This is a genomic window from Pseudomonas panipatensis (genome assembly GCF_900099785.1).
Lineage (GTDB): Bacteria > Pseudomonadota > Gammaproteobacteria > Pseudomonadales > Pseudomonadaceae > Pseudomonas > Pseudomonas panipatensis.
In genome coordinates this window covers 101971-121721 of record NZ_FNDS01000003.1, presented here as the reverse complement: position 1 = coordinate 121721, position 19751 = coordinate 101971, and the positions used below count along the sequence as shown (strand labels likewise).

18 protein-coding genes are annotated in these 19751 nt (G+C 62.8%); 4 read left to right on the top strand and 14 right to left on the bottom strand.

Annotated elements, in window-relative coordinates:
- Positions 1-72: 72 nt before the first annotated feature.
- The 8 genes from sigX to ppsA all read right to left on the bottom strand — a co-directional run bounded on the left by sigX (position 73) and on the right by ppsA (position 7348).
- A complete protein-coding gene (sigX, locus tag BLQ74_RS08445) occupies positions 73-663 on the bottom strand; it encodes an RNA polymerase sigma factor SigX (RefSeq protein ID WP_090262116.1) in 591 nt (196 codons plus the stop codon).
- A 74-nt stretch (positions 664-737) separates the two neighbouring features.
- Entirely contained in the window at positions 738-1562 is an 825-nt protein-coding gene (locus tag BLQ74_RS08440; protein ID WP_090262115.1) for a mechanosensitive ion channel family protein, read from the bottom strand.
- Between the two features lie 2 nt (positions 1563-1564).
- A complete protein-coding gene (locus BLQ74_RS08435; protein WP_090262114.1) occupies positions 1565-1819 on the bottom strand; it encodes a CrfX protein in 255 nt (84 codons plus the stop codon).
- Positions 1820-1867: 48 nt separating this feature from the next.
- A complete protein-coding gene (locus tag BLQ74_RS08430) occupies positions 1868-2866 on the bottom strand; it encodes a zinc transporter ZntB (protein ID WP_090262424.1) in 999 nt (332 codons plus the stop codon).
- 121 nt (positions 2867-2987) lie between these two features.
- Positions 2988-3476 carry a ribonuclease E activity regulator RraA gene (gene rraA / locus BLQ74_RS08425; RefSeq protein ID WP_090262113.1) on the bottom strand — a complete coding sequence of 163 codons (489 nt, stop codon included), beginning with the start codon at positions 3474-3476 and terminating at the stop codon, positions 2988-2990.
- 58 nt (positions 3477-3534) lie between these two features.
- Positions 3535-3834 carry a Rieske (2Fe-2S) protein gene (locus BLQ74_RS08420; protein WP_090262112.1) on the bottom strand — a complete coding sequence of 100 codons (300 nt, stop codon included), beginning with the start codon at positions 3832-3834 and terminating at the stop codon, positions 3535-3537.
- A gap of 101 nt (positions 3835-3935) precedes the next feature.
- Positions 3936-4913, bottom strand: a complete 978-nt coding sequence (locus BLQ74_RS08415; protein WP_090262111.1) for an alpha/beta fold hydrolase — start codon at positions 4911-4913, stop codon at positions 3936-3938.
- A 65-nt stretch (positions 4914-4978) separates the two neighbouring features.
- A complete protein-coding gene (gene ppsA / locus BLQ74_RS08410) occupies positions 4979-7348 on the bottom strand; it encodes a phosphoenolpyruvate synthase (RefSeq protein ID WP_090262110.1) in 2370 nt (789 codons plus the stop codon).
- A gap of 165 nt (positions 7349-7513) precedes the next feature.
- On the opposite strand from ppsA, the gene ppsR reads away from it, so the two are divergent.
- The 4 genes from ppsR to BLQ74_RS08390 all read left to right on the top strand — a co-directional run bounded on the left by ppsR (position 7514) and on the right by BLQ74_RS08390 (position 11635).
- On the top strand, positions 7514-8332 hold the full coding sequence (gene ppsR / locus BLQ74_RS08405) for a posphoenolpyruvate synthetase regulatory kinase/phosphorylase PpsR (protein ID WP_090262109.1): 819 nt from the start codon (positions 7514-7516) through the stop codon (positions 8330-8332).
- Between the two features lie 241 nt (positions 8333-8573).
- Entirely contained in the window at positions 8574-9113 is a 540-nt protein-coding gene (rloA, locus tag BLQ74_RS08400; RefSeq protein WP_090262108.1) for a retropepsin-like aspartic peptidase RloA, read from the top strand.
- 5 nt (positions 9114-9118) lie between these two features.
- Positions 9119-10645 carry an osmotic stress tolerance membrane protein RloB gene (rloB, locus tag BLQ74_RS08395; protein WP_090262107.1) on the top strand — a complete coding sequence of 509 codons (1527 nt, stop codon included), beginning with the start codon at positions 9119-9121 and terminating at the stop codon, positions 10643-10645.
- 3 nt (positions 10646-10648) lie between these two features.
- A complete protein-coding gene (locus BLQ74_RS08390; protein WP_090262106.1) occupies positions 10649-11635 on the top strand; it encodes an alpha-L-glutamate ligase-like protein in 987 nt (328 codons plus the stop codon).
- A 30-nt stretch (positions 11636-11665) separates the two neighbouring features.
- Here the strand turns inward: BLQ74_RS08390 and BLQ74_RS08385 are convergent, their stop codons facing one another.
- The 6 genes from BLQ74_RS08385 to BLQ74_RS08360 all read right to left on the bottom strand — a co-directional run bounded on the left by BLQ74_RS08385 (position 11666) and on the right by BLQ74_RS08360 (position 19749).
- Positions 11666-12814: a MalM family protein gene (locus BLQ74_RS08385; RefSeq protein ID WP_425287485.1), complete on the bottom strand. Its 1149-nt coding sequence runs from the start codon at positions 12812-12814 to the stop codon at positions 11666-11668.
- A gap of 29 nt (positions 12815-12843) precedes the next feature.
- Positions 12844-14442, bottom strand: coding sequence for an outer membrane protein transport protein (locus BLQ74_RS08380; RefSeq protein WP_090262104.1), 1599 nt, complete (start codon positions 14440-14442; stop codon positions 12844-12846).
- A gap of 18 nt (positions 14443-14460) precedes the next feature.
- On the bottom strand, positions 14461-15465 hold the full coding sequence (locus BLQ74_RS08375) for a transporter (RefSeq protein WP_090262103.1): 1005 nt from the start codon (positions 15463-15465) through the stop codon (positions 14461-14463).
- Between the two features lie 41 nt (positions 15466-15506).
- Entirely contained in the window at positions 15507-16268 is a 762-nt protein-coding gene (locus BLQ74_RS08370; protein WP_090262102.1) for a C39 family peptidase, read from the bottom strand.
- Between the two features lie 76 nt (positions 16269-16344).
- Positions 16345-16797 (bottom strand): DUF6160 family protein, encoded by a 453-nt coding sequence (locus BLQ74_RS08365; protein WP_090262101.1) that lies wholly within the window; start codon positions 16795-16797, stop codon positions 16345-16347.
- Positions 16798-17028: 231 nt separating this feature from the next.
- On the bottom strand, positions 17029-19749 hold the full coding sequence (locus BLQ74_RS08360) for a helix-turn-helix transcriptional regulator (RefSeq protein ID WP_090262100.1): 2721 nt from the start codon (positions 19747-19749) through the stop codon (positions 17029-17031).
- Positions 19750-19751: the final 2 nt, after the last annotated feature.

The window sequence follows — 19751 nt, the reverse complement described above, 5'->3', positions numbered from 1 at the left end:
AATAGGCAGACGGGTGCAACTTGCGGGCAAGTTTACCAGAACTTGCGAATTAGAGAGACAATATTTGCCCAACTATGTTTCGGATATCCCTGAAAACTTCTCGCGAAGGCGATCTAGCGCACGCTTGTAGCGCATTTTTGTCGCACTCAGGCCCATATGCATGATGTCTGCGATCTCCTGGAATTCCAGCTCTGCGACAAAACGCAGCACCAGAATTTCCCGATCGATGGGATTGACATGCACGAGCCAGCGATCTAGCCCCCCCCGTTCCTCCACCTTTGGTGCCTTCTCTTCGGAGGCCTCCTCCAGGGGATCAAGACTCAGGGCATCGAGCAATCGCCGCTTTCTCCGCTCCTTGCGGTATTGGGTAATACATTCATTGTAGGTAATGCTGTAGAGCCAAGTCTTGAACTTGGATTTACCTTCGAAGTTCTTCAGACCATACAGAACCTTCAGCATCACTTCTTGACATACATCATCCGCATCTCGGTCGTTCCCCAGATAACGCGCGCAGACGTTGAACAGCGTGCGCTGATAACGGCGCATGAGTTCCTCGTAGGCCCGGGTCACGTGGAACAGCTCGTCGTGGGAGCGTTCCACCAGCTCCTCATCGGTCAGCTGGCGCGGGTCGTAGCGCTGGGACAATGGTTGCGGCTTGTTCAAGTCGGGTCGGGCCAAGTCATGTCAGAAGCCGACGCAGCTTGCGAAAAGCGGCGTCGGCGCAGCTCAGGATCATCTCAGCGGCTGGTCACACGCTGGTCGAGGAGTACGCGGTTGGCAATGGACACCAACTCACCCTCGTCGGTCAGCAGAATAGTCTTGATCGTGCCGATTTCTTCGATGACGCCTTCGACATCGTCCACTTTCAGGTGTTGCCCGACCTGATACAGCTCACGCACATAAATACCGGCGATGATCTGCCCGGCGATTCCCCGACTACCCAACCCGAGGGCCAGGGCGGCAGCCAATCCGACGCTGATCAGTACGATGGCGATGATGTAGTTGAGCAGATCGGTCTTGACCTCGAGTTGGCCGATGGCCACCGAGATACTGATGATGATCACCAACCACTGCGCCACTCGCCCCAGGCCATTGGAGTAATCCAGGCCGACACTGTCCGCCGCGCCACGCACCACGCTGTTGACCAGTTGCGCCAGAAGCACGCCGACGATCAGGACCAAGGCAGCGCCGAAAACCTTCGGCAGGTAGAGCGCCAGGACATCGAGGGTGGCCGACACACGCTGAAGCCCCAGGGACTCGGCCGCGGAAACCAGGAATACCAGCAGAACGAACCAATAGACGATCTTGCCGACCAGGGTCGAGACAGGCACTTGAATGCCCGCGCGAGCCAGCAGCTTGGTCAAGCCGGTGCCGGCCATCAGGCGATCCAGGCCCAGCTTGGCAAGGAGCTTGGAAAGGAGGGTGTCGAGCAGCTTGGCCACGACAAAGCCGAGCAACACGACGACCAGGGCGCCGAGCAGGTTGGGAATGAAACCGGCGAGCTTGCCCCATAGGGTATTCATGGCTGTCAGCAAACTTTGCGTCCAGATATCGAATTGCATCTTCAGTCGGCCTTGTCAGCGGAGGGGACGGGATTCTGCGATTGGCGCGATACCGGAGCCAGGTGCGCGGCGCCGCGGGTGACGCCGATGGCCAGAGCTTCCAGCCAGTGGCCCATCAGGCTGAACAGATCGCCCGCGCCGACCTGGCGGTTGGCGGTCTTCAGCACGCGGCCCAGGCGCACATCGTCACCCGGCTGTTCCGCCGGCATGCGCAGCAGATCGCGCAGCGATTCTTCGAATGGGTCGTGCATGCACACCTCACCTTCGTGTGCTGCCTTGACGCAGTCACACCAGCACAAGTCACATCAGAGCCAACGCAGGCGGCGGAAGACCCACCATTGGAAACCGGCGATCGCGACGATCAGCAGACAGGCCACGGCGAAACCGTAAGGCGCGCTGGAGCCGGGAATACCGCCAACGTTGACCCCCAGGAGCCCAGTCACAAAGCTCATGGGCAGGAAGAAGCCGGTAATGATACCAAGAATGTACATGGTCTTGTTCATGCGCTCGGTCATACGCCGGTGTTCGGCCTCCTGGATCAGGCCAACGCGCTCGCGCAGAAGCTCCAGCTCTTCCAGGTTGCGGGTCAGGCTGTTGTACAGCTCGTTCCAGTAGTCGGCGTCGTCGGAGACAGTCCAGGTCAGTTTGATGCGTGTGAGTTGCGCGTATATGTCACGCTGCGGAGCAAGGTAGCGACGCAGTCCCGCGGAGCGGCGACGCAGCGTCCGCAGGACGGACTGGTCGGGAATGCTCTGCTCATCCTCTTCGATCGCCTCTTCCATGCCATCGAGTTGGTCGGCAAGTCCAGCGATGAGCGTGTCGACGCGATCCGTCAGGTAATGCGCGAGGCTCAACACCAACTCGGAGGCAGTCTTGGGGCCTCGCCCCTGCGCCAGGTCCGCGCGCAGATCGGCCACGGCCTTGAGCGGCCGCATGCGCAGTGAGATCACTCGGCCGGCCTCGGCGAACACGCGCAGCGAAACCATGTCCTCAGGCTCTGCGCCAGGGTTCAGATTGACCCCACGAAGGAACACCAGAAAGCGCTCGGCGCCCAGATCGAGCAGGCGCGGACGGGTCGCCTCCTCCAGCAGCAGATCGCAAGTGAACTCGTTGAGCCCGCTGGACTCGCGCAACCAGGCTTGCGCTTCGGGTACGCCGCGATCCCAATGCATCCAAAGGCTCTCTTCGGGCTTGAGATCGAGCAGCGGCAGTTCGTTGCGCGTCACCTGGCGCCCACCGCCACGGCCGTCCAGCACATAGCCATAGATCAACCCGCGCTCGGTTCCGCTTTCGTATTGCTGCATGCCTTGTTCCATGAATTCCGATATCGAACGGCCGCCCCTCGGCTCCATCCGACGCGATAGGGGAGCCTGGCCGGCAGCGACCGGCTCCCCATTGACCGCCGATGACCTCAGGCGTTCGCCATCACTCAGGCATTTTCAGCGCTTGCGGGGAAACGATGATGCCGTTGTTGTCGGCGTAGACGAACTCGCCCGGACGGAACGTAATGCCACCGAAGGTGACAGCCACATTGAGGTCGCCAATGCCACGCTTGTCGGTCTTCATGGGGTGGCTGGCCAGCGCCTGCACGCCCAGGTCGGTCTGCGCGATCACATCGACATCCCGGATGCAGCCATAGACGACGATGCCTTCCCAACCGTTCTTCGCCGCCTTCTCGGCGAGCATGTCGCCCAGCAGCGCACGGCGCAGGGAACCACCGCCATCGACGACCAGAACCTTGCCCTTACCGTCCTTCTCGACCTGCTCCTTGACCAGCGAGTTGTCCTCGAAGCACTTGATGGTGACGATCTCGCCACCGAAGGAGTCGCGCCCGCCGAAGTTACTGAACATCGGCTCGACGACCTGAACCAGTTCCGGGTAGGCGTCGCACAGATCGGGGGTGACGTAATGCATGGGAAGCTCCTTTAGATGAACCGGGATTACGGGTTGAGGCCAGTGAAGCCGAGCAGACTCAAAGGTCGACGCCGACGTGATCACCGTCGTAGGCCAGCTCCAGTCGGAGCAGGCCCGGACAGACCGCATTCAGCGCGCGACCGGAATCCAGGTCGAATTCCACGCCATGCCGGCCGCAGCGCAGCGTTCTGCCACTCAGCGTCGCCCCGTGAAGCGCAGCGCCCTGATGCGGGCAGCGATTCTCCAGGAGAAACGAGCGACCTTCCGCCACCAACAACAGCACATCGCGCTGGGCGACGCGGAACACTCGCCGATATCCATCATGCAGATTCAGCAAGCGCTCGAGCGCAACGAACATTCAACCTCCGAAGTGATCTGGAATGACCGGATTCGGGCTTGGCGTCACAGTCTAGCGAGTGTAATGCCAGCGGGATACGCCCGTGTATTAGACATCTGGCTTCAATCGGGCGTGGTTTTCTGATGCCTGTCCGGCAGGGAAAGATGCTCCAGCCAGTGCAGCACCAGCGGCCAGACTTCGCTCTGCGCGGCCTTGCTGACCAGCATTTCGACATGCCCGAATTGCTCACTGAACCCCGCACGACGCCCCAGACAGAGGTAGGCACCACGTTCCGAGGAAAACTGCTCGAACAGCTTGCGGCAGGCCCAGGGTGGATCCTGATGGTCGCCTTCGGCACTGACCGCGAGCACCGGCAGCGTCACCTTCGCCAGCCCCGCCCACCAATCGTTGTCCCGCTCGCCAAAGCGGCCGAACAAACCATACCAGCGCAGCGCCTCCAGCCCCAGACCCATGGGCTCGTCCTCCGGGCCGCGCCTGAGGCGCGAGCCGGATAGCACTCCCATGCGCTTGAGCAGGAAACGTCCGCTCCACTCGACCGGTGGCATTTTCAGTGGCCAGTAGACGCGGCTGATCTGACTGCCGAAGAGTCCGGCACTGACGACTTCAGCCTCGCCCAGGTAGCCGCCGCCGAGCGCCGCCGCCAGCGTGATGCCTCCCAGGGAATGACCCAGCCAGTGCGGTCGACTACCGTTCTGCTCGATGACGAAGCGGGCAATGGCCGGCAGGTCGAAGCGCGCATAGTCGGCCACGCGATTGCGCTCGTAGTTCAGGTTGCGCGGCGACAAACCATGCCCGCGCATTTCCGGAATCCACACATCGAAGCCGGCGCGCGCCAGGTAGGGACCGAGACCGGCCGCCTTGGGCGAATACCAGAAGCGCCGGTTGGAGAAACTACCGTGCAGGAGTATCACCGGCACGCCGGCGGCCTTGCGACCCAGCGAGCCCAAGCGCGTGAGCGCCAGTTCGACGCTGGAGTCCGGGCTGTTGTTCGGCTTCAGGCGGTAGACATCCTCGGTGAGGTCTCCGCGAAGTTCGGCGCTGACGAGCGCCACGGGAAAGAGTTCGCTGCTGCTTTGCATGGAAAGGGCTGGCACAAAAAAGGCGGGTGCAAGCACCCGCCCTTTCGGACTGAATGGACGTAGCGTCAGGCGTGGCCTTCCGCCAGGAAGAACCAGGTATCGAGGACCGAGTCCGGGTTCAGCGAAACGCTCTCGATGCCCTGCTCCATCAGCCACTTGGCCAGGTCCGGGTGATCCGACGGACCCTGTCCGCAGATGCCGATGTACTTGCCGGCCTTGTTGCACGCCTGAATGGCGTTGCTCAGCAGCTTCTTCACTGCGGGGTTACGCTCGTCGAACAGGTGCGCGACGATACCCGAGTCCCGATCCAGGCCCAGGGTCAACTGGGTCAGGTCGTTGGAGCCGATGGAGAAGCCATCGAAATGCTCGAGGAACTCATCGGCCAGCAGGGCGTTGGACGGCAGCTCACACATCATGATCACGCGCAGGCCGTTCTCACCGCGTTTCAGGCCATTGGTGGCGAGCAGCTCGACGACCTGGGCCGCCTCGCCCAAGGTACGCACGAAGGGCACCATGATCTCGACGTTGGTCAGGCCCATTTCGTTGCGCACCTTCTTCATCGCCCGGCATTCCAGCTCGAAGCAATCGCGGAAGGATTCGCTGATGTAGCGTGAGGCGCCACGGAAACCGAGCATCGGGTTCTCTTCTTCCGGCTCGTAGAGCTTGCCGCCGATCAGGTTGGCGTATTCGTTGGACTTGAAGTCCGAGAGACGCACGATGACCTTCTTCGGCCAGAAAGCGGCGGCCAGGGTACTGATGCCCTCGACCAATTTCTCGACGTAGAAGCCAACCGGATCGGAGTAACCGGCGATACGCTTCTCGACGCTTTCCTTGATGTCAGCCGGCAGGCTGGAGAAGTTCAGCAGCGCCTTCGGGTGCACGCCGATCATGCGGTTGATGATGAACTCCAGGCGGGCCAGGCCCACACCTTCGTTCGGCAACTGGGCGAAGTCGAAAGCGCGGTCGGGGTTGCCGACGTTCATCATGATCTTGAACGGCAGCTCGGGCATGGCATCGACAGAGTTCTGACGCACATCGAAGCCCAGCTCGCCTTCGTAGATCAGGCCGGTATCGCCTTCGGCGCAGGAAACGGTGACGCGCTGGCCATCCTTCAGCACCGCGGTGGCGTTGCCGCAGCCGACTACGGCCGGGATGCCCAGTTCACGGGCGATGATCGCCGCGTGGCAGGTACGCCCGCCGCGGTTGGTGACGATGGCGCTGGCGCGCTTCATCACCGGCTCCCAGTCCGGGTCGGTCATGTCGGAGACCAGCACGTCGCCGGGCTGCACCTTGTCCATCTCGGAGACGTCATGGATGACCTTGACCGGGCCGGCGCCGATGCGCTGGCCGATGGCGCGGCCTTCGACCAGGACCTTGCCCTTCTCTTTCAGCAGGTAGCGTTCCATGACGTTGGCGCTGGAACGGCTCTTCACGGTTTCCGGACGGGCCTGGACGATGTACAGCTTGCCGTCGTCGCCATCCTTCGCCCACTCGATGTCCATCGGGCGCTGGTAGTGCTTCTCGATGATCAGCGCCTGCTTGGCCAGCTCGGTGACCTCGGAGTCCGACAGGGCGAAGCGCGCACGGTCGGCCTTGTCCACGTCGACGACCTTGACCGACTTGCCGGCCTTGGCTTCTTCGCCGTAGATCATCTTGATCGCCTTGCTGCCGAGGTTGCGGCGCAGGATCGCCGGGCGCCCGGCCTCCAGGGTCGGCTTGTGCACGTAGAACTCGTCGGGGTTCACCGCACCCTGCACCACGGTCTCGCCGAGGCCATAGGCGCCAGTGATGAACACCACGTCACGGAAACCGGACTCGGTATCCAGGGTGAACATCACCCCGGCGGTGCCGGTTTCCGAACGCACCATGCGCTGCACGCCAGCGGACAGGGCGACCAGCTTGTGATCGAAGCCCTGGTGCACGCGGTAAGCGATGGCGCGGTCATTGAACAGGGAGGCAAAAACTTCCTTGGCGGCACGGATCACGTTGTCCACGCCACGGATGTTGAGGAAGGTTTCCTGCTGACCGGCGAACGAGGCGTCCGGCAGGTCTTCGGCGGTCGCCGAGGAACGCACGGCAACGGCCATGTTGTCGTTGCCGCCGGCCATCGCGGCGAAGGCCTTGCGGATATCGGCGTCCAGCTTGGCAGGGAACTCGGCGTCCATCACCCACTGACGGATCTGTGCGCCGGTCTTGGCAAGGGCATTCACGTCATCGACATCGAGGGCATCCAGCGCGGCATGAATACGATCGTTCAGGCCACTCTGCTCGAGGAAGTCACGGTAGGCCTGAGCGGTGGTGGCGAAGCCACCGGGAACGGAAACGCCAGCACCGGCAAGGTTGCTGATCATTTCGCCCAGGGATGCGTTCTTGCCCCCCACATGTTCGACATCATGGACGCCGAGCTTATCGAGGGAAACTACGTACTCTACCAAGGTGATCTCTCCACTGAATGTTGGAAAAGCTCAAACGGGTCGCTGTGACACTGCCGTATCCTGGCCTGAGCCGGAAAAATAAGTGACAATGCCCCGACAAAAGGCCTTGCAAAAGCGCGGCCTATCATAGCCAAGAATCGTTCCTACCTTAAGGCCCGCAGCGCGATGAAACGAACGGCATTCTTCATTTCCGACGGAACCGGCATTACAGCCGAAACGCTCGGCCAAAGTCTCCTCGCGCAATTCGAGAACATCAACTTCGTCAAACTGACGCGACCTTACATCGATAGCGAAGAAAAAGCGCGCGCCATGGTACAGCAAATCAACGCTGCTGCCGAGGCGGACGGTGCCCGCCCGATCATCTTCGACACCATCGTAAACCGCGAGATACGGGCTGTCCTGGCCCAGTCCAACGGTTTCATGATCGACATTTTCTCGACGTTCCTGTCCCCGCTGGAACAGGAATTGTCCGCCGATTCCTCGTACTCCGTCGGCAAGTCCCACAGCATCGGCCACAACACCAACTACATGGAGCGTATCGATGCGGTGAACTTCGCCCTCGACAACGACGACGGCGCTCGCACCCACTACTACGACAAGGCCGACCTGATTCTGGTAGGCGTCTCCCGCTGCGGCAAGACCCCCACCTGCCTGTATATGGCACTGCAATATGGCATTCGTGCGGCAAACTACCCGCTGACCGAAGAAGACATGGAGCGCCTGCTGCTGCCCAATGCGCTCAAGCCCTACAAGCACAAGCTGTTCGGCCTGACCATCGACCCCGACCGACTGACTGCGATTCGCAACGAGCGCAAGCCCAACAGCCGTTATGCCAGCTTCGCCCAGTGCGAGTTCGAAGTGCGCGAAGTCGAGAACCTGTTCCGCCGCGAGAACATCAATTACATCAACTCGACGCATTTCTCGGTCGAGGAAATCTCGGCGAAGATTCTGGTGGAGAAAGGCGTCGAGCGCCGATTCAAGTAAGCGCCCGAGCCCATCGAAAGCTGGCCGTTGCGCCAGCTTTTTCGTTAACTACCGCGCATTCTCGGCAATCCTCCCGGCAACTGGCGGCTCTGGACCCAAGGCACGCCATTCCCTTGTCGCCGCGAAAATGTCACGTGTTAGAATGCCCGCCGCATTCCACCTGGGTCAGCTTCCCGCCGGCCAGGCCGAGGCGTTTGCCGGACATTCCGATTTCACGCGGCCTCGTGGCCTCTCTGGACCCATGACCTTCAAGCCCACAGCCCTGCTGTTTCTCTTTGCCTTTTTTCTGCTCAGCGGCCCGCTGCTCGCCGCCGGCAAGACGGTGTACGGACTCAACGAATACGCGCACATCGCCGAACTCGATGAAGTCCTCGCCGCCAAGCTCGATACCGGCGCCAAGACCGCCTCGCTCAGCGCCCGAGACATCAAGCGCTTCAAGCGCGACGGAGAGACCTGGGTGCGCTTCTACCTGGCCAGCGATACCGCCGACCGCGAACCGCTCGAACGGCCCTTGGCGCGTATCAGCAAAATCAAGCGTCGCCATGGCGATTACGACCCAGACGAAGACAAGAACTACACCGCCCGCCCGGTCATCGAACTGGATGTCTGCCTGGGCAAGGTGCGGCGCACCATCGAAGTGAACCTCACCGACCGCAGCGCCTTCCAATACCCGCTGCTGATCGGTTCCGACGCGCTCAAACGTTTCGGTGCGCTGGTCGACCCCAGCCTGAAATACGCCGCCGGCCAGCCCGGCTGTCCCTCTGCGAAAATTGCTGAGTAAACCCCATGCGCTCCACCAACCTGCACCTGAAGATCCTGATAGCCGTCCTGGTGGCCCTGGGGATTGCGATCACCGCCTACCAGATCTTCGTTCTTGGGATTCCGATGTCCGAGGCGGAAACCGACAACCTGTGGAACATCGACGCCCGGGTCGAGTTCGTCGCCACGCCGAAGACGCCGGTGAAGGTGCAGATGTTCGTCCCGCCGCTGAGCCATGACTATGTCAGCCTCAACGAGAGCTTCGTGTCGAACGATTACGGGGTGAGCATCAATCGCAACAACGGCAACCGCAAAGTGACTTGGTCGTCGCGCCGCGCCAGCGGCAAGCAGACGCTCTATTACCGCCTGGTGCTGACCAAGCGATTCAGTGGTGACAAGCCCCAGGAAAAGGGCCCGGTACTGCGCGACAGCCCGCCCCTCGAAGGCCCGGAGAAGATCGCCGCCGAAGCCTTGATCGCGCCCATCCGCCAGCATTCGGCGGACATCGAAACCTTCGTCAGCGAAACCATCAAGCGCGCCAACAACCTCAATGACGACAACGTCAAGCTGCTGCTGGCCGGCGATACCAGCCCGGAGAAGCGCAGCTACGTCGTCGAAACCCTGCTCGGCCTGGCCCATGTGTCCATGGAGCGCGTGCACACGCTGCGCCTGCTGGCCAACCAGCAGCAGACCCCGGAACTCTGGCTGCGCAGCTACAACGGCAAGGAGTGGCTGTACTTCAACCCGGACACCGGCGAGCAGGGCCTGCCCAGCGACCGACTGATCTGGTGGCTGGGCGACGAAAGCCTGTTGACCGTGGAAGGCGGCAAGAAGGCTCAGGTCAACTTCAGCCTGAACAGCAGCGAGATGAATGCCATCCGCCTGGCCAAGCTGTCCGACCAGAACGCCAACGCGGCCTTCCTCGAGTACTCGCTCTACGGCCTGCCGCTCTCCACCCAGCAGACCTTCCAGATCATGATCATGATCCCCTTCGGCGTGCTGGTGATCCTGGTCCTGCGCAACCTGATCGGCATCCAGACCCTCGGCACCTTCACCCCGGTGCTGATCGCCCTCGCCTTCCGCGAAACGGGCCTGCAATGGGGCATTGGCCTGTTCACCGTAATCACCGCGCTGGGCCTGTCGCTGCGCTCCTACCTGGAACACCTGAAGTTGCAGATGCTGCCGCGCCTGTCGGTGGTGCTGACCTTCGTGGTGGTGATGATCGCGGTGATCAGCCTGTTCAGCCACAAGCTCGGCTTCGAGAGCGGCCTGTCGGTGGCACTGTTCCCGATGGTGATCCTGACCATGAGCATCGAACGCCTGTCGATCACCTGGGAAGAGCGCGGCGCGGCGCACGCCATGAAGGCGGCGATCGGCACCCTGGTGGCGGCAGCCCTGGCGCACGTTCTCATGCGCGTGCCGCAGCTGGTGTACTTCGTCTTCACCTTCCCGGCGATGTTGCTGATCCTGGTGGCCTTCATGCTGGCGATGGGGCGTTACCGCGGCTACCGCCTGACCGAGCTGGCGCGCTTCAAAGCGTTCCTCAAGGACTGAGCCATGTTCGGCCTGATCAAGCGATGGAAAGCCCTGGAAGCCAAGGGCATCATGGGGATCAACCGACGCAACGCGGACTATGTGCTGAAGTACAACAAGCGGCACCTGTACCCGATCGTCGACGACAAGATCATCACCAAGCAGCGCGCCATCGAAGCGGGCATCCACGTACCGGAAATGTACGGGATCATCTCCACCGAAAAGGAAATCGAGAAGCTCGATGCGATCATCGGCGAGCGCGATGATTTCGTCATCAAGCCGGCCCAGGGCGCTGGCGGCGACGGCATCCTGGTCATCGCCGACCGCTTCGAAGGCAATTTCAAGACGGTCTCCGGGCGCATCATCAGCCGCGAGGAGATCGAGTACCAGCTCTCCAGCATCCTCACCGGCCTCTACTCCCTGGGCGGACACCGTGACCGCGCGCTCATCGAGTACCGCGTCACCCCCGACCCGATTTTCAAGAGCATCAGCTACGAGGGCGTGCCGGATATCCGCGTCATCGTGCTCATGGGCTACCCGGTGATGGCCATGCTGCGCCTGCCGACCCGGCAATCCAACGGCAAGGCCAACCTGCACCAGGGTGCGATCGGCGTCGGCGTCGACCTGGCGACCGGCATGACCCTGCGCGGCACCTGGCTGAACAACAAGATCGCCAAGCACCCGGACACCACCAACGCGGTGGACGGCGTGCAACTGCCCTTCTGGGACGGTTTCATGAAGCTCGCGGCCAGTTGCTACGAACTCTGCGGCCTCGGTTACATCGGCGTGGACATGGTCCTCGATCAGGACAAGGGCCCGCTGATCCTTGAACTCAACGCGCGTCCCGGCCTGAACATCCAGATCGCCAACGACTGCGGGCTGGTGCACCGTTGCCAGGCGGTGGAAGCGCGCCTGGAGGAGTTGCGCGCCAAGGGGGTGCAAGAGACCGCGGAAGAGCGCGTGCGCTTCTCCCAGGCACTGTTCGGCCACGTGCCACCCCGCGAACTCTGACGCTCCGGCCGCGCGGGGTGAAGAACCCCATCAGCGCACCACCGCCAGCTCGAAGCCGCCCTGGTCCGCATGGGCATGCACCTGCATACCGGCCTCGTTCACCGAGAGGTCTTGCAGCGGGCGCTTGTAAGGCTTGTTGTCCAGCGTCTGCAGGCTGCGGTCCTCATCCGTGGTAAGCAGCAATACATAGCGCTCGCCCTGATTGGCGCGCACCGGCACGGTGCCCTCGATGAACGCATAGCGATACCAGGTCTCGGGGTTCAGCTTGTACACGGCATCGCTCACCAGGCGGGTCGGGCGCTTGTGCTCATCGAGGAACAGCAGCGACGGATAGACCACCTGATGGTTGGCGAAGCTGCGCACCCGCAGGCCGTAGACCTGCTGCGAATGGGGCAATTTCATCGCCACGTAGTAGCTCTTGCCCATGGGGAAATCGAAACTCGGCGAGAACTTGTTGAGTTCTTCATAGCGCGGCTGATCGGCGCTCAATTCGGTGAAGTCGCTTTCGCCGATCTGCTCGCAGCAGCGTCGCTGCAAATCCTGGTAGAGGTCGTCGAGCGTCTTGCCACTGCCTTTGAGCAGGGCCTTCATGGCATCGCTCTGCTCACCGGCGCCATCCAGGCCTGGCAAAGCCTGCGGGCGCTGGTCGAACTCCACCTGGCGGCCGTCGCTGAAGGCGATCTGGCTACGCCGAATGCCTGCCGCACGTTCTTCGGCGCTGATCGGCGAGTTGTGCATGCGGCCTTGCTCATCGACCCAGGTGTAATACGGATTGCCATTCTCGCTGCGCACGAATCCCTTGTCTTCGTAGGCTTCGGCATCGATGTACTCAGAGGAGCGCTCGCCGCTGGGCAGGACGTAGTCGGCGCGGCCGCCGGGTACCTGATTGGCGGCGTAGAAGCTGTTCTGCAGGTTGCCCTGGCCATCCACCCAGGTGAAATAGCGGCGCTTGCTTTCCCCCGCCGGCTGGCTGCCGGGCCAGCGCGTCGAGCCATCGTCGCGCAGGCGCGCCCGGTCGCTCTGGCTGATGCGCTGCTCGGCCTGGCGCTGCTGCCGGCCGAAGCCAGCCTCGACGAAGGTGTTGTGTACCTGGCCGCTGTCATCCACCCAGGACAGGTAGCGTCCGGCATCGGCCAGCGCGAATGGCGCGAGCCCGGCAATGGCCAGGCACAGGGTCATTTGGCTCAACCTGCGCATCGGTGCCTCTCTCAGAACGTGGTGTTGTAGGTCATGGCAAACACATAGGCCTTCACCGTCGTGGTGACATCCAGCCCCGCATAGGGGTTGTAGACCAGGTTGTCGATACCCGTGCAGTTGAGGTTGCAGCTCTGTCCCGCCTTGATGCTCTGCTTGGAAACGAAGTAGTTGAAGCCCAGGTCGATGGTGGTATCCCTGTCCCAGCGATAGCCCAGGCCCAGGCCATAGAGATTGGCATCGCCGATCGGCACCAGGGCGTCCGCCTTGTCCTTGGGGATTGCCGAAGGCCGGTACTCGTAGCCGGCGCGCAACTGCAGACGGTCATTGACGTCGTACTGCACGCCGAACGCCGGGCTCCAGGTATCGCGGTAGCCACGATCGAGGATGATGCTGTGGGTGGTCGCGCCGTTGGGTGCGAAGGTGCTGGCGATGCGCAACAGGTCGAGCTCCCTGTCGAACTCGATTTGCAGATTGTTCCAGTCGCTGTAGTCGCTCCATTTGAGGTCGACGTTGAACTGCCAGTTCTCGAACGGACGCAGCTTGATACCCGTGGAGAAGGTATCCGGGTTGGTCATCTTCAGCGTCGCCACGCCCCGTTCCTGGGCCACGTTGCCGTAGGGGAACAGCGGACTGAGGAAGGCGCCGAACACCGAACTCTGCAAGCCCGACCACAACCCCTGCCAGTCCTTGGTGTAATTGACCTGGTAGTTCCCCTTGAGCTTCATGCGCGACTCGCTCTGGTAGGTCGCGCCCCAGGCGAACCAGTCGTTGGGCTCCCAGAGCACGCCGAGGTTGAAGCTCGGCGACAAGCTCTGCTGCATGTCCAGCTTGAGGTTGGCCAGGGTGTCGTAAGGGCCGATGCGACCGCCGCAGACGTTGAACATCAACTCGAGAATTTCCTGCGCCCCTGGCACACAACCGACGTCATGGATGGTCTGGATCAGGCCGGTGAGCATGCCTGGGTTGCGGAAGTCGGTGTCCAGCGCCATCGCCTGGTGCGAGAAGCCCACCGAGAGCCCCAAGGACAGCGAGTCGTTCATCTGGTAGCCCATCGAGGGGGAGAAATAGGTCAATCGCTGCAGCGACACCCGACGCCCGTCGTAGCGCGCCGGATCGCTGTCCGAATCCCGCGAATAGCCCAGCGCCTGCGGGGTGTAGACGTTGGTGGCGAAGGTGAACTTGGAGCCGGGTGGGTTGATCGACAATCCAGCGAGCGGCGCCACCAGCATGGGCACGTCGGTCATGCCGCCCAGGCCAGGCAGATACATGGTCGGCGTCAGGGTGCGGCTGTTGGAGTTGGCCACCGGGTCATTGGTCAAGCCAAAGGTGGACTCGCCATAGTTCGGCGGCGCCTTGAAGCCGGCGCGGATGTCCATCACCCCGGACACCAGCTTCACCGTGGTCTGGCGACCCTTGAGCTTGGTCAGCGCCGCCGGGTTGTAGTGCACGGCATCGATCCCGGTGGAATCGGCGGTGACCGCGTTGGCCATGGCCATGGCTTTGGGGTTGCCGATGGTCAGGTCGTTGGCCAATTGCGCGCTGGCCGGCGAACACCAGCCAAAGCCCGCCCCAGCCATCGCCAGAACGAGTGGCGAAATGCGTATCGTCATGGATGTGTCACTCGCCGTTTAGTCGGGCTTGAGGCCTTTGATGTCCAGGGGCAGGGATATCCCCAGCAAGACATCCGGCGAGTCCTGGGTCAGGCCGAATCCGGCGTTCACGTTGACGATGTAGTCAGGCGAGGTTCGCAGGCCAAGCGAGAAGTTCATGATCGCGCTGGTCTGCTCGGGCGCCTCCACGGAGCGGTCGTTGAAGTGATAACGACTCTTCATCTGGTAGGCCATCTGGTAGGAGGTGGCCAGCGATACGTCGTACGACAGCGCGTAGGCCATGCCCATGGCGAAGTTCAGGGTGTCGCCCGGGGTGACCTTGTTCAGCTCCTCGCCGTACTGGTACTGATGGATGTTGTCCACCTGCTTGTTGTAGGTGTAACCGAGGGAGCCGTAGAGCACGACCGGGTCGATCACATAGGACATGTTGGCGCCCACGCCGAGGCTGTAGTACCCGTTGCCGGTTGACACGTCCTGGTCGGGGTGCATGTCGTAGGGACTGTCGCCGGTAGGCAGGCCGAGCGTGGCGTAGAGGGTCGTCACCGGGCGCCCGCGCGCGGCCGCCCAGGGTTGCCAGCGCATGGTCGCGGAAATGTCGCCGAGGCTGTAGGCGTGGATGTTTCGCTCGGTGTCGTACTTGGCCACGAAGGGCAAGCGCAGGCTGAAGGTCAGGTTGTCCCAGACGCCGTAGTCGAACGTGAAGGAGTTGGTGAAGGTGTGCTGTGTCTCGTTCTGCGCCAGCACGCTGTAGATGTTCTCGCCGCTGCGCACCTGCTGGATGCGGGTGTCGCGCATCATCGAGTAGTCGAAACCGTAGGTCAGGGTCCGCTCGCCCTTCTTCAACAGCGTGTAGCTCTTTTCCGTGGCCTGGAACACCTGCTCCAGCGCCTTGGCGCTATCGGCGTCAGTCTCTTTCTTGGACAGTGCATCACGTGCCTGATCGACCGAGCCATCCTCGGCCAATACAGGGCCGCCGGCCAGCAAAGCCATCATGCCGGCGCACACAAACCCCCTGAATCCCATGACGCTATCCCCTGGTCTTATTCTTATGAACGGCCCGACGATCACTTGTTGCGAATGAACTGCACGTCGCCTTTCGAAGCAGCCTCGATCATCTGGTTACTGTTGAATTTGCTCATCTCCGGGAACTCACGGAAGGCCAGCAGGCTCACCGTGCGGTCATCCACCAGGCGCATGTCCTGGTCGCGCAGCGCCAGAGCGTTCTTCGGCTCCTGGCCGCTGGGATAGATGACGAAGAGCACGTTCTGGTCCCAGATTTCCTCGAAGTGAGCCCGGGTGAAACTGATGTTGCCCAAGGCGGGATCGGCCACGAAGACATGCTCGTTGTAGACATCGCGGACCACCACGAAATGCTTGAAGCCGGCGTAATGGATGGGCACCAGGGCCGGGTTCTGCAGCGCGTCGAGGTCAGCGAACTCGGCGCGGAAACCGCCGCTCTTGTAGCCCAGCGCGCTGGCATAGCGCTTCATGTCGAGCAGCGAGAAACCGCGGCGCTGGACGATCTTGTCGGCCTCGCCGTACTTGAGCAGGCCTTCCATGACCTGCCGCTCTTCGAGGTTGCGCCCGAGGTAGTAGTCCAGCAGGGTGGTCAACGCCGCCGAACCGCAGCTGTAGTCGTAGGCCTGGCGGATGACGTTGCGGAACTGCACCTGGCTCATCGGCTCCAGTTGCACCGATTCGCGCAAGGGGCCGTTGGGGGTGAGCTGCTGAGAGAGGTTGACCGTACCCTGGGGTTGCGGCTTGGTGTCCACCGTCTGGGTGAAACCGAACAGGCCAAGCAGACTTCCCAGCAGAATCTCGAACATCCACCCCACTCCTCGAATACGCGGAAGACCTCGCCGGCGCGCGCCGGCGAAGTCGGGTACGGCGAAACGCCGGGGATCAGTGCCCCCAGACCTTGATGGTGGAGCCGGCCAGGTTCAGGTCGTTGATCGCCAGAGAACCGATGCTGGCGCCGTTGCTGCCGACCTTGATGGAACCGACGCCGACGCTGCCGGTGATCGACGGCAGGGTCAGTTGCAGTTGCTGGACCGGCTTGCCATCGCTGCCCGTGAGGGTGGAGCTGCCGACCACATCGACCTTCAGCGGGTTGTTTTCGTCGATGGTCAGGCTCGGCAGGGTGATGTTCCCCAGGACCAGGGAGCCACCGTTGGTGTCGCCGTCGGTGTAAGTCACGGAGCCGATGGAAGCGGTGAAGGTACCGGCGATGCTGATCCCGTCCTGACCGGTCACGCCAGCCAGTGCGCTGTCGTCCATGGATTTCAGATCGGCATGAGCCAGGAAAGGAGCGGCCAGAACAGCGCTTGCAAGAACCAGTTGCTTGATTTTTTTCATTGTTGTTTCTCTCCAGTGTTCAGGTGGGAATGCCCCAAGGCACTGCGGGGAGCGTCCTGCTCCGCTGCAGCTTGGCCGGCCAGGCCGGCCCTCCAGGCCCGTGGTTGCTTCCCTGGGTGCCACGGGCGTGGATTCGGGAAGCACCAGGCTTCGCTTCCTGTTTTTCAAGCTACTGGGACTCCCCCCACCTGCCAGCCCATCCAACGGATGGAGCCGGATCGCCCGCCGCGATCAGGCTTCGCTGAGCAATCCGAGGGTCTTGCCCTTCAACACTGCCTGGGTGCGACTGCGCACGCCGAGCTTGGCGAACAGGTTGTGCAGGTGCCACTTGATGGTGGCTTCGGAGAGATGCACGGCCTGAGCGATATCGCGGTTCGAAAGCCCCGCGGCGACCAGCCGCAGGATTTCCCGCTCACGATGGCTAACATCCTGATTTTCATCGAAACCTTCGGGGTCGACCGACAATCGGCAGCACTGCTCGCGAAGCATTTCGGCGACCCCCTGCCAGGCCGCCGCACGTTTCGGCTCGGCGGCGCGCCAGGCGTCCCAGAAGGGCAGCAGCCAGAGCGCATCGTCCTGGAACAAGCGGCGATAGCCCTGGTTCCAGGCTTCCTCCAGCGTTGGCGCAAAGAGCGTGAACGCCTTGTCGCTGTTACCTTTCTGCCAATACGCAACAGAAAGTAACAAGGACAGGCGTAAACGCCGGTCGCGCTGATACGGCGAGGTATTCCCGGCCAGGCACGCCTCCAGGCGCTGCTGGGCTTTTTCGGCGTGCCGCTCGGACAATGCCAGACGCGCCTCGGCCAGCGCCAAGGCGGCCTGGGCATCGGCATAGCGCTCCGCGGAGAGCCCCGACAGATGCCGCGCCAGTTGCAGGCAGACACGCTCGGCCTCGTTGGGGCGGCGCATCCAGAGCAGCAGCTGCACCTTGCAGCTCATGGCCAGCGCATAGACACGCTCGTACCCCGGCGACTGCAGACCGGCCAGCCATTCGTCTAGCTGGGCCAGGCCCTGCTCGGCTTCCCCGGCGAAGAAACGCGCCTTGGCCATGACCAGCTGGCCGCGGCTGAGCAACTCCACAGGGGTGGCCACGTCACGCCAGGTGGTCGCCAGCGGCAGCTCGGCCAGGATCGCGGCATGGCGGTCCTGCTCGTAAAGGATGTCGGCATACGCCAGGGACAGTGGACCGCCGACCCGGCTGCGCCGACCGAAGACCCGCTCGACCCGGCTGCGCGCGCTTTCCGCGATGGTCCGGCCACGCTCCAGCTCGCCGCTCTCCTTGCAGATCAGCGCCTCGATCATGCTCGCCACGACTTGCAGGTACTCGCTGTCGGCGATGCGCAGGCACTCGCGGGCCACGCCAATGGCGCCCGCCGCTTCGGCATAGTTGCCGAGCAAGGCATGGGCGGCGGCGAGAATGCAGGCCAGGCTGGCACGGAATACCGGCTGATTGGCGGGCACCAGTGCCAGCCATTGCCGCGCCACCTTCAGGCTGGCCTCGAGTTTGTCCTGGTAGAGCAGCACCAGGGCCTTGAGCACCTGGGCCACGGCCAACAACTCGGCCAGCGCGAAATTGCGCACCTTGCCCTGCCCCAGCAACAGACGCGCGCTGAGTTCTTCGATCAGCGCCTCGGCCTCGGCGAACTTCTGCTCGAAGGCCAACTGCCAGGCGTAAAAGATCTGGAACACCGGATGCTCGCGAATGACATCGGCCGGAATGCCGCCGAGCATGCCGAGGATGCTGTACACGCGGTTGCCGGCGATCAGTCGGGCGCCCTGGCGTTCCAGCAAGTCGGCGGCGAAGGCATAGTCACGCGCGCGCAACGCGTAGCGCACGGCGCGGTCGGCCATGTCGCGGCTTTCGCACCAGCGCGCGGCGGCGGTGAGCAACGGCGCCGGATCGCCGCGCCGCGCCAGTCGCCCCTGGAGGAACTCGGCGAACAGATGGTGGTAGCGGAACCACTCGCGCTGGTCGTCCAGCGGAATGATGAACAACTGCTCGTTCTGCAAACGCATCAGCATGTCGAGGCCATCGCGGCGACCGGTGAGCGCGTTGCACAGTTCGGCGCAGAATTCATCGAGCACCGAAGTCTGGTCGAGGAACTGCTGCAGCGGCGCCGGCAAGCTGGCGAGGACGTCTTCGGCGAGGTAATCGGCGATGTCCCGCTCGGTGCCGGACAAGCCGCGCAGGAAGGCGCCACGGTCGCTGTGCCGGGCCAGCGCCAGGGCCGCCAGGTGCAAGGCGGTTATCCAGCCTTCGGTGCGCTTGTACAACAGGCTCAGCTCGGCGGCATTAAGCTCCAGGCCCTTGAGGTCGAGCAGATAGGTATCGGTTTCCTCCCGGCTCAGACGCAGGTCGGCCCCGTTCAGGCAGAAGGCCCAGGGCGAAAGCGCGGGCTCATCGATCACGAAGCGCGGGCGGTAGCGCGTGCTGGCGACCAGGCGGACATTGTCCGGCAGGTGCTCGATCAGATAGCGCGCCGCCGGCGTCAGGGCCGGATGGCGGATCTGGTGGAAGTCATCGAGAAACAGGTAGAGCAGCCCATCGACTCGCCGCAGGTCGGCGAGGAAGGCGTCGAGCAGCCCTTCCAGCGGCAGGCTCATGTCCGACTGCAACAGGTTCGAGGTATTGGCGCCAAAGCCATCGACGACGCTGCGGATGCTCGCCACCAGGTACTGCAGCAGACGCTGGGGTTCGCTATCGCCCTCATCGCAGGACAGCCAGGCGACCTTGACGCCGCTCTCCAGCAGGCGCCGGCGGAACAGGCTGAGGACCGTGCTTTTACCGAATCCCGCCGGGGCGCTGAGGATCAGCGCACGCTGCTCGCGCGCGGCGGACAGACGCTCGATGAGCGCCCGCCGTGGCAGCAAGGGCGCGCCTTCGGCGCGTGGCGGGAACAGTTTGGTTCGCAGCAGCGGCATGGGCGGCTGCGGAGCGTTCAATGTGGTCATGG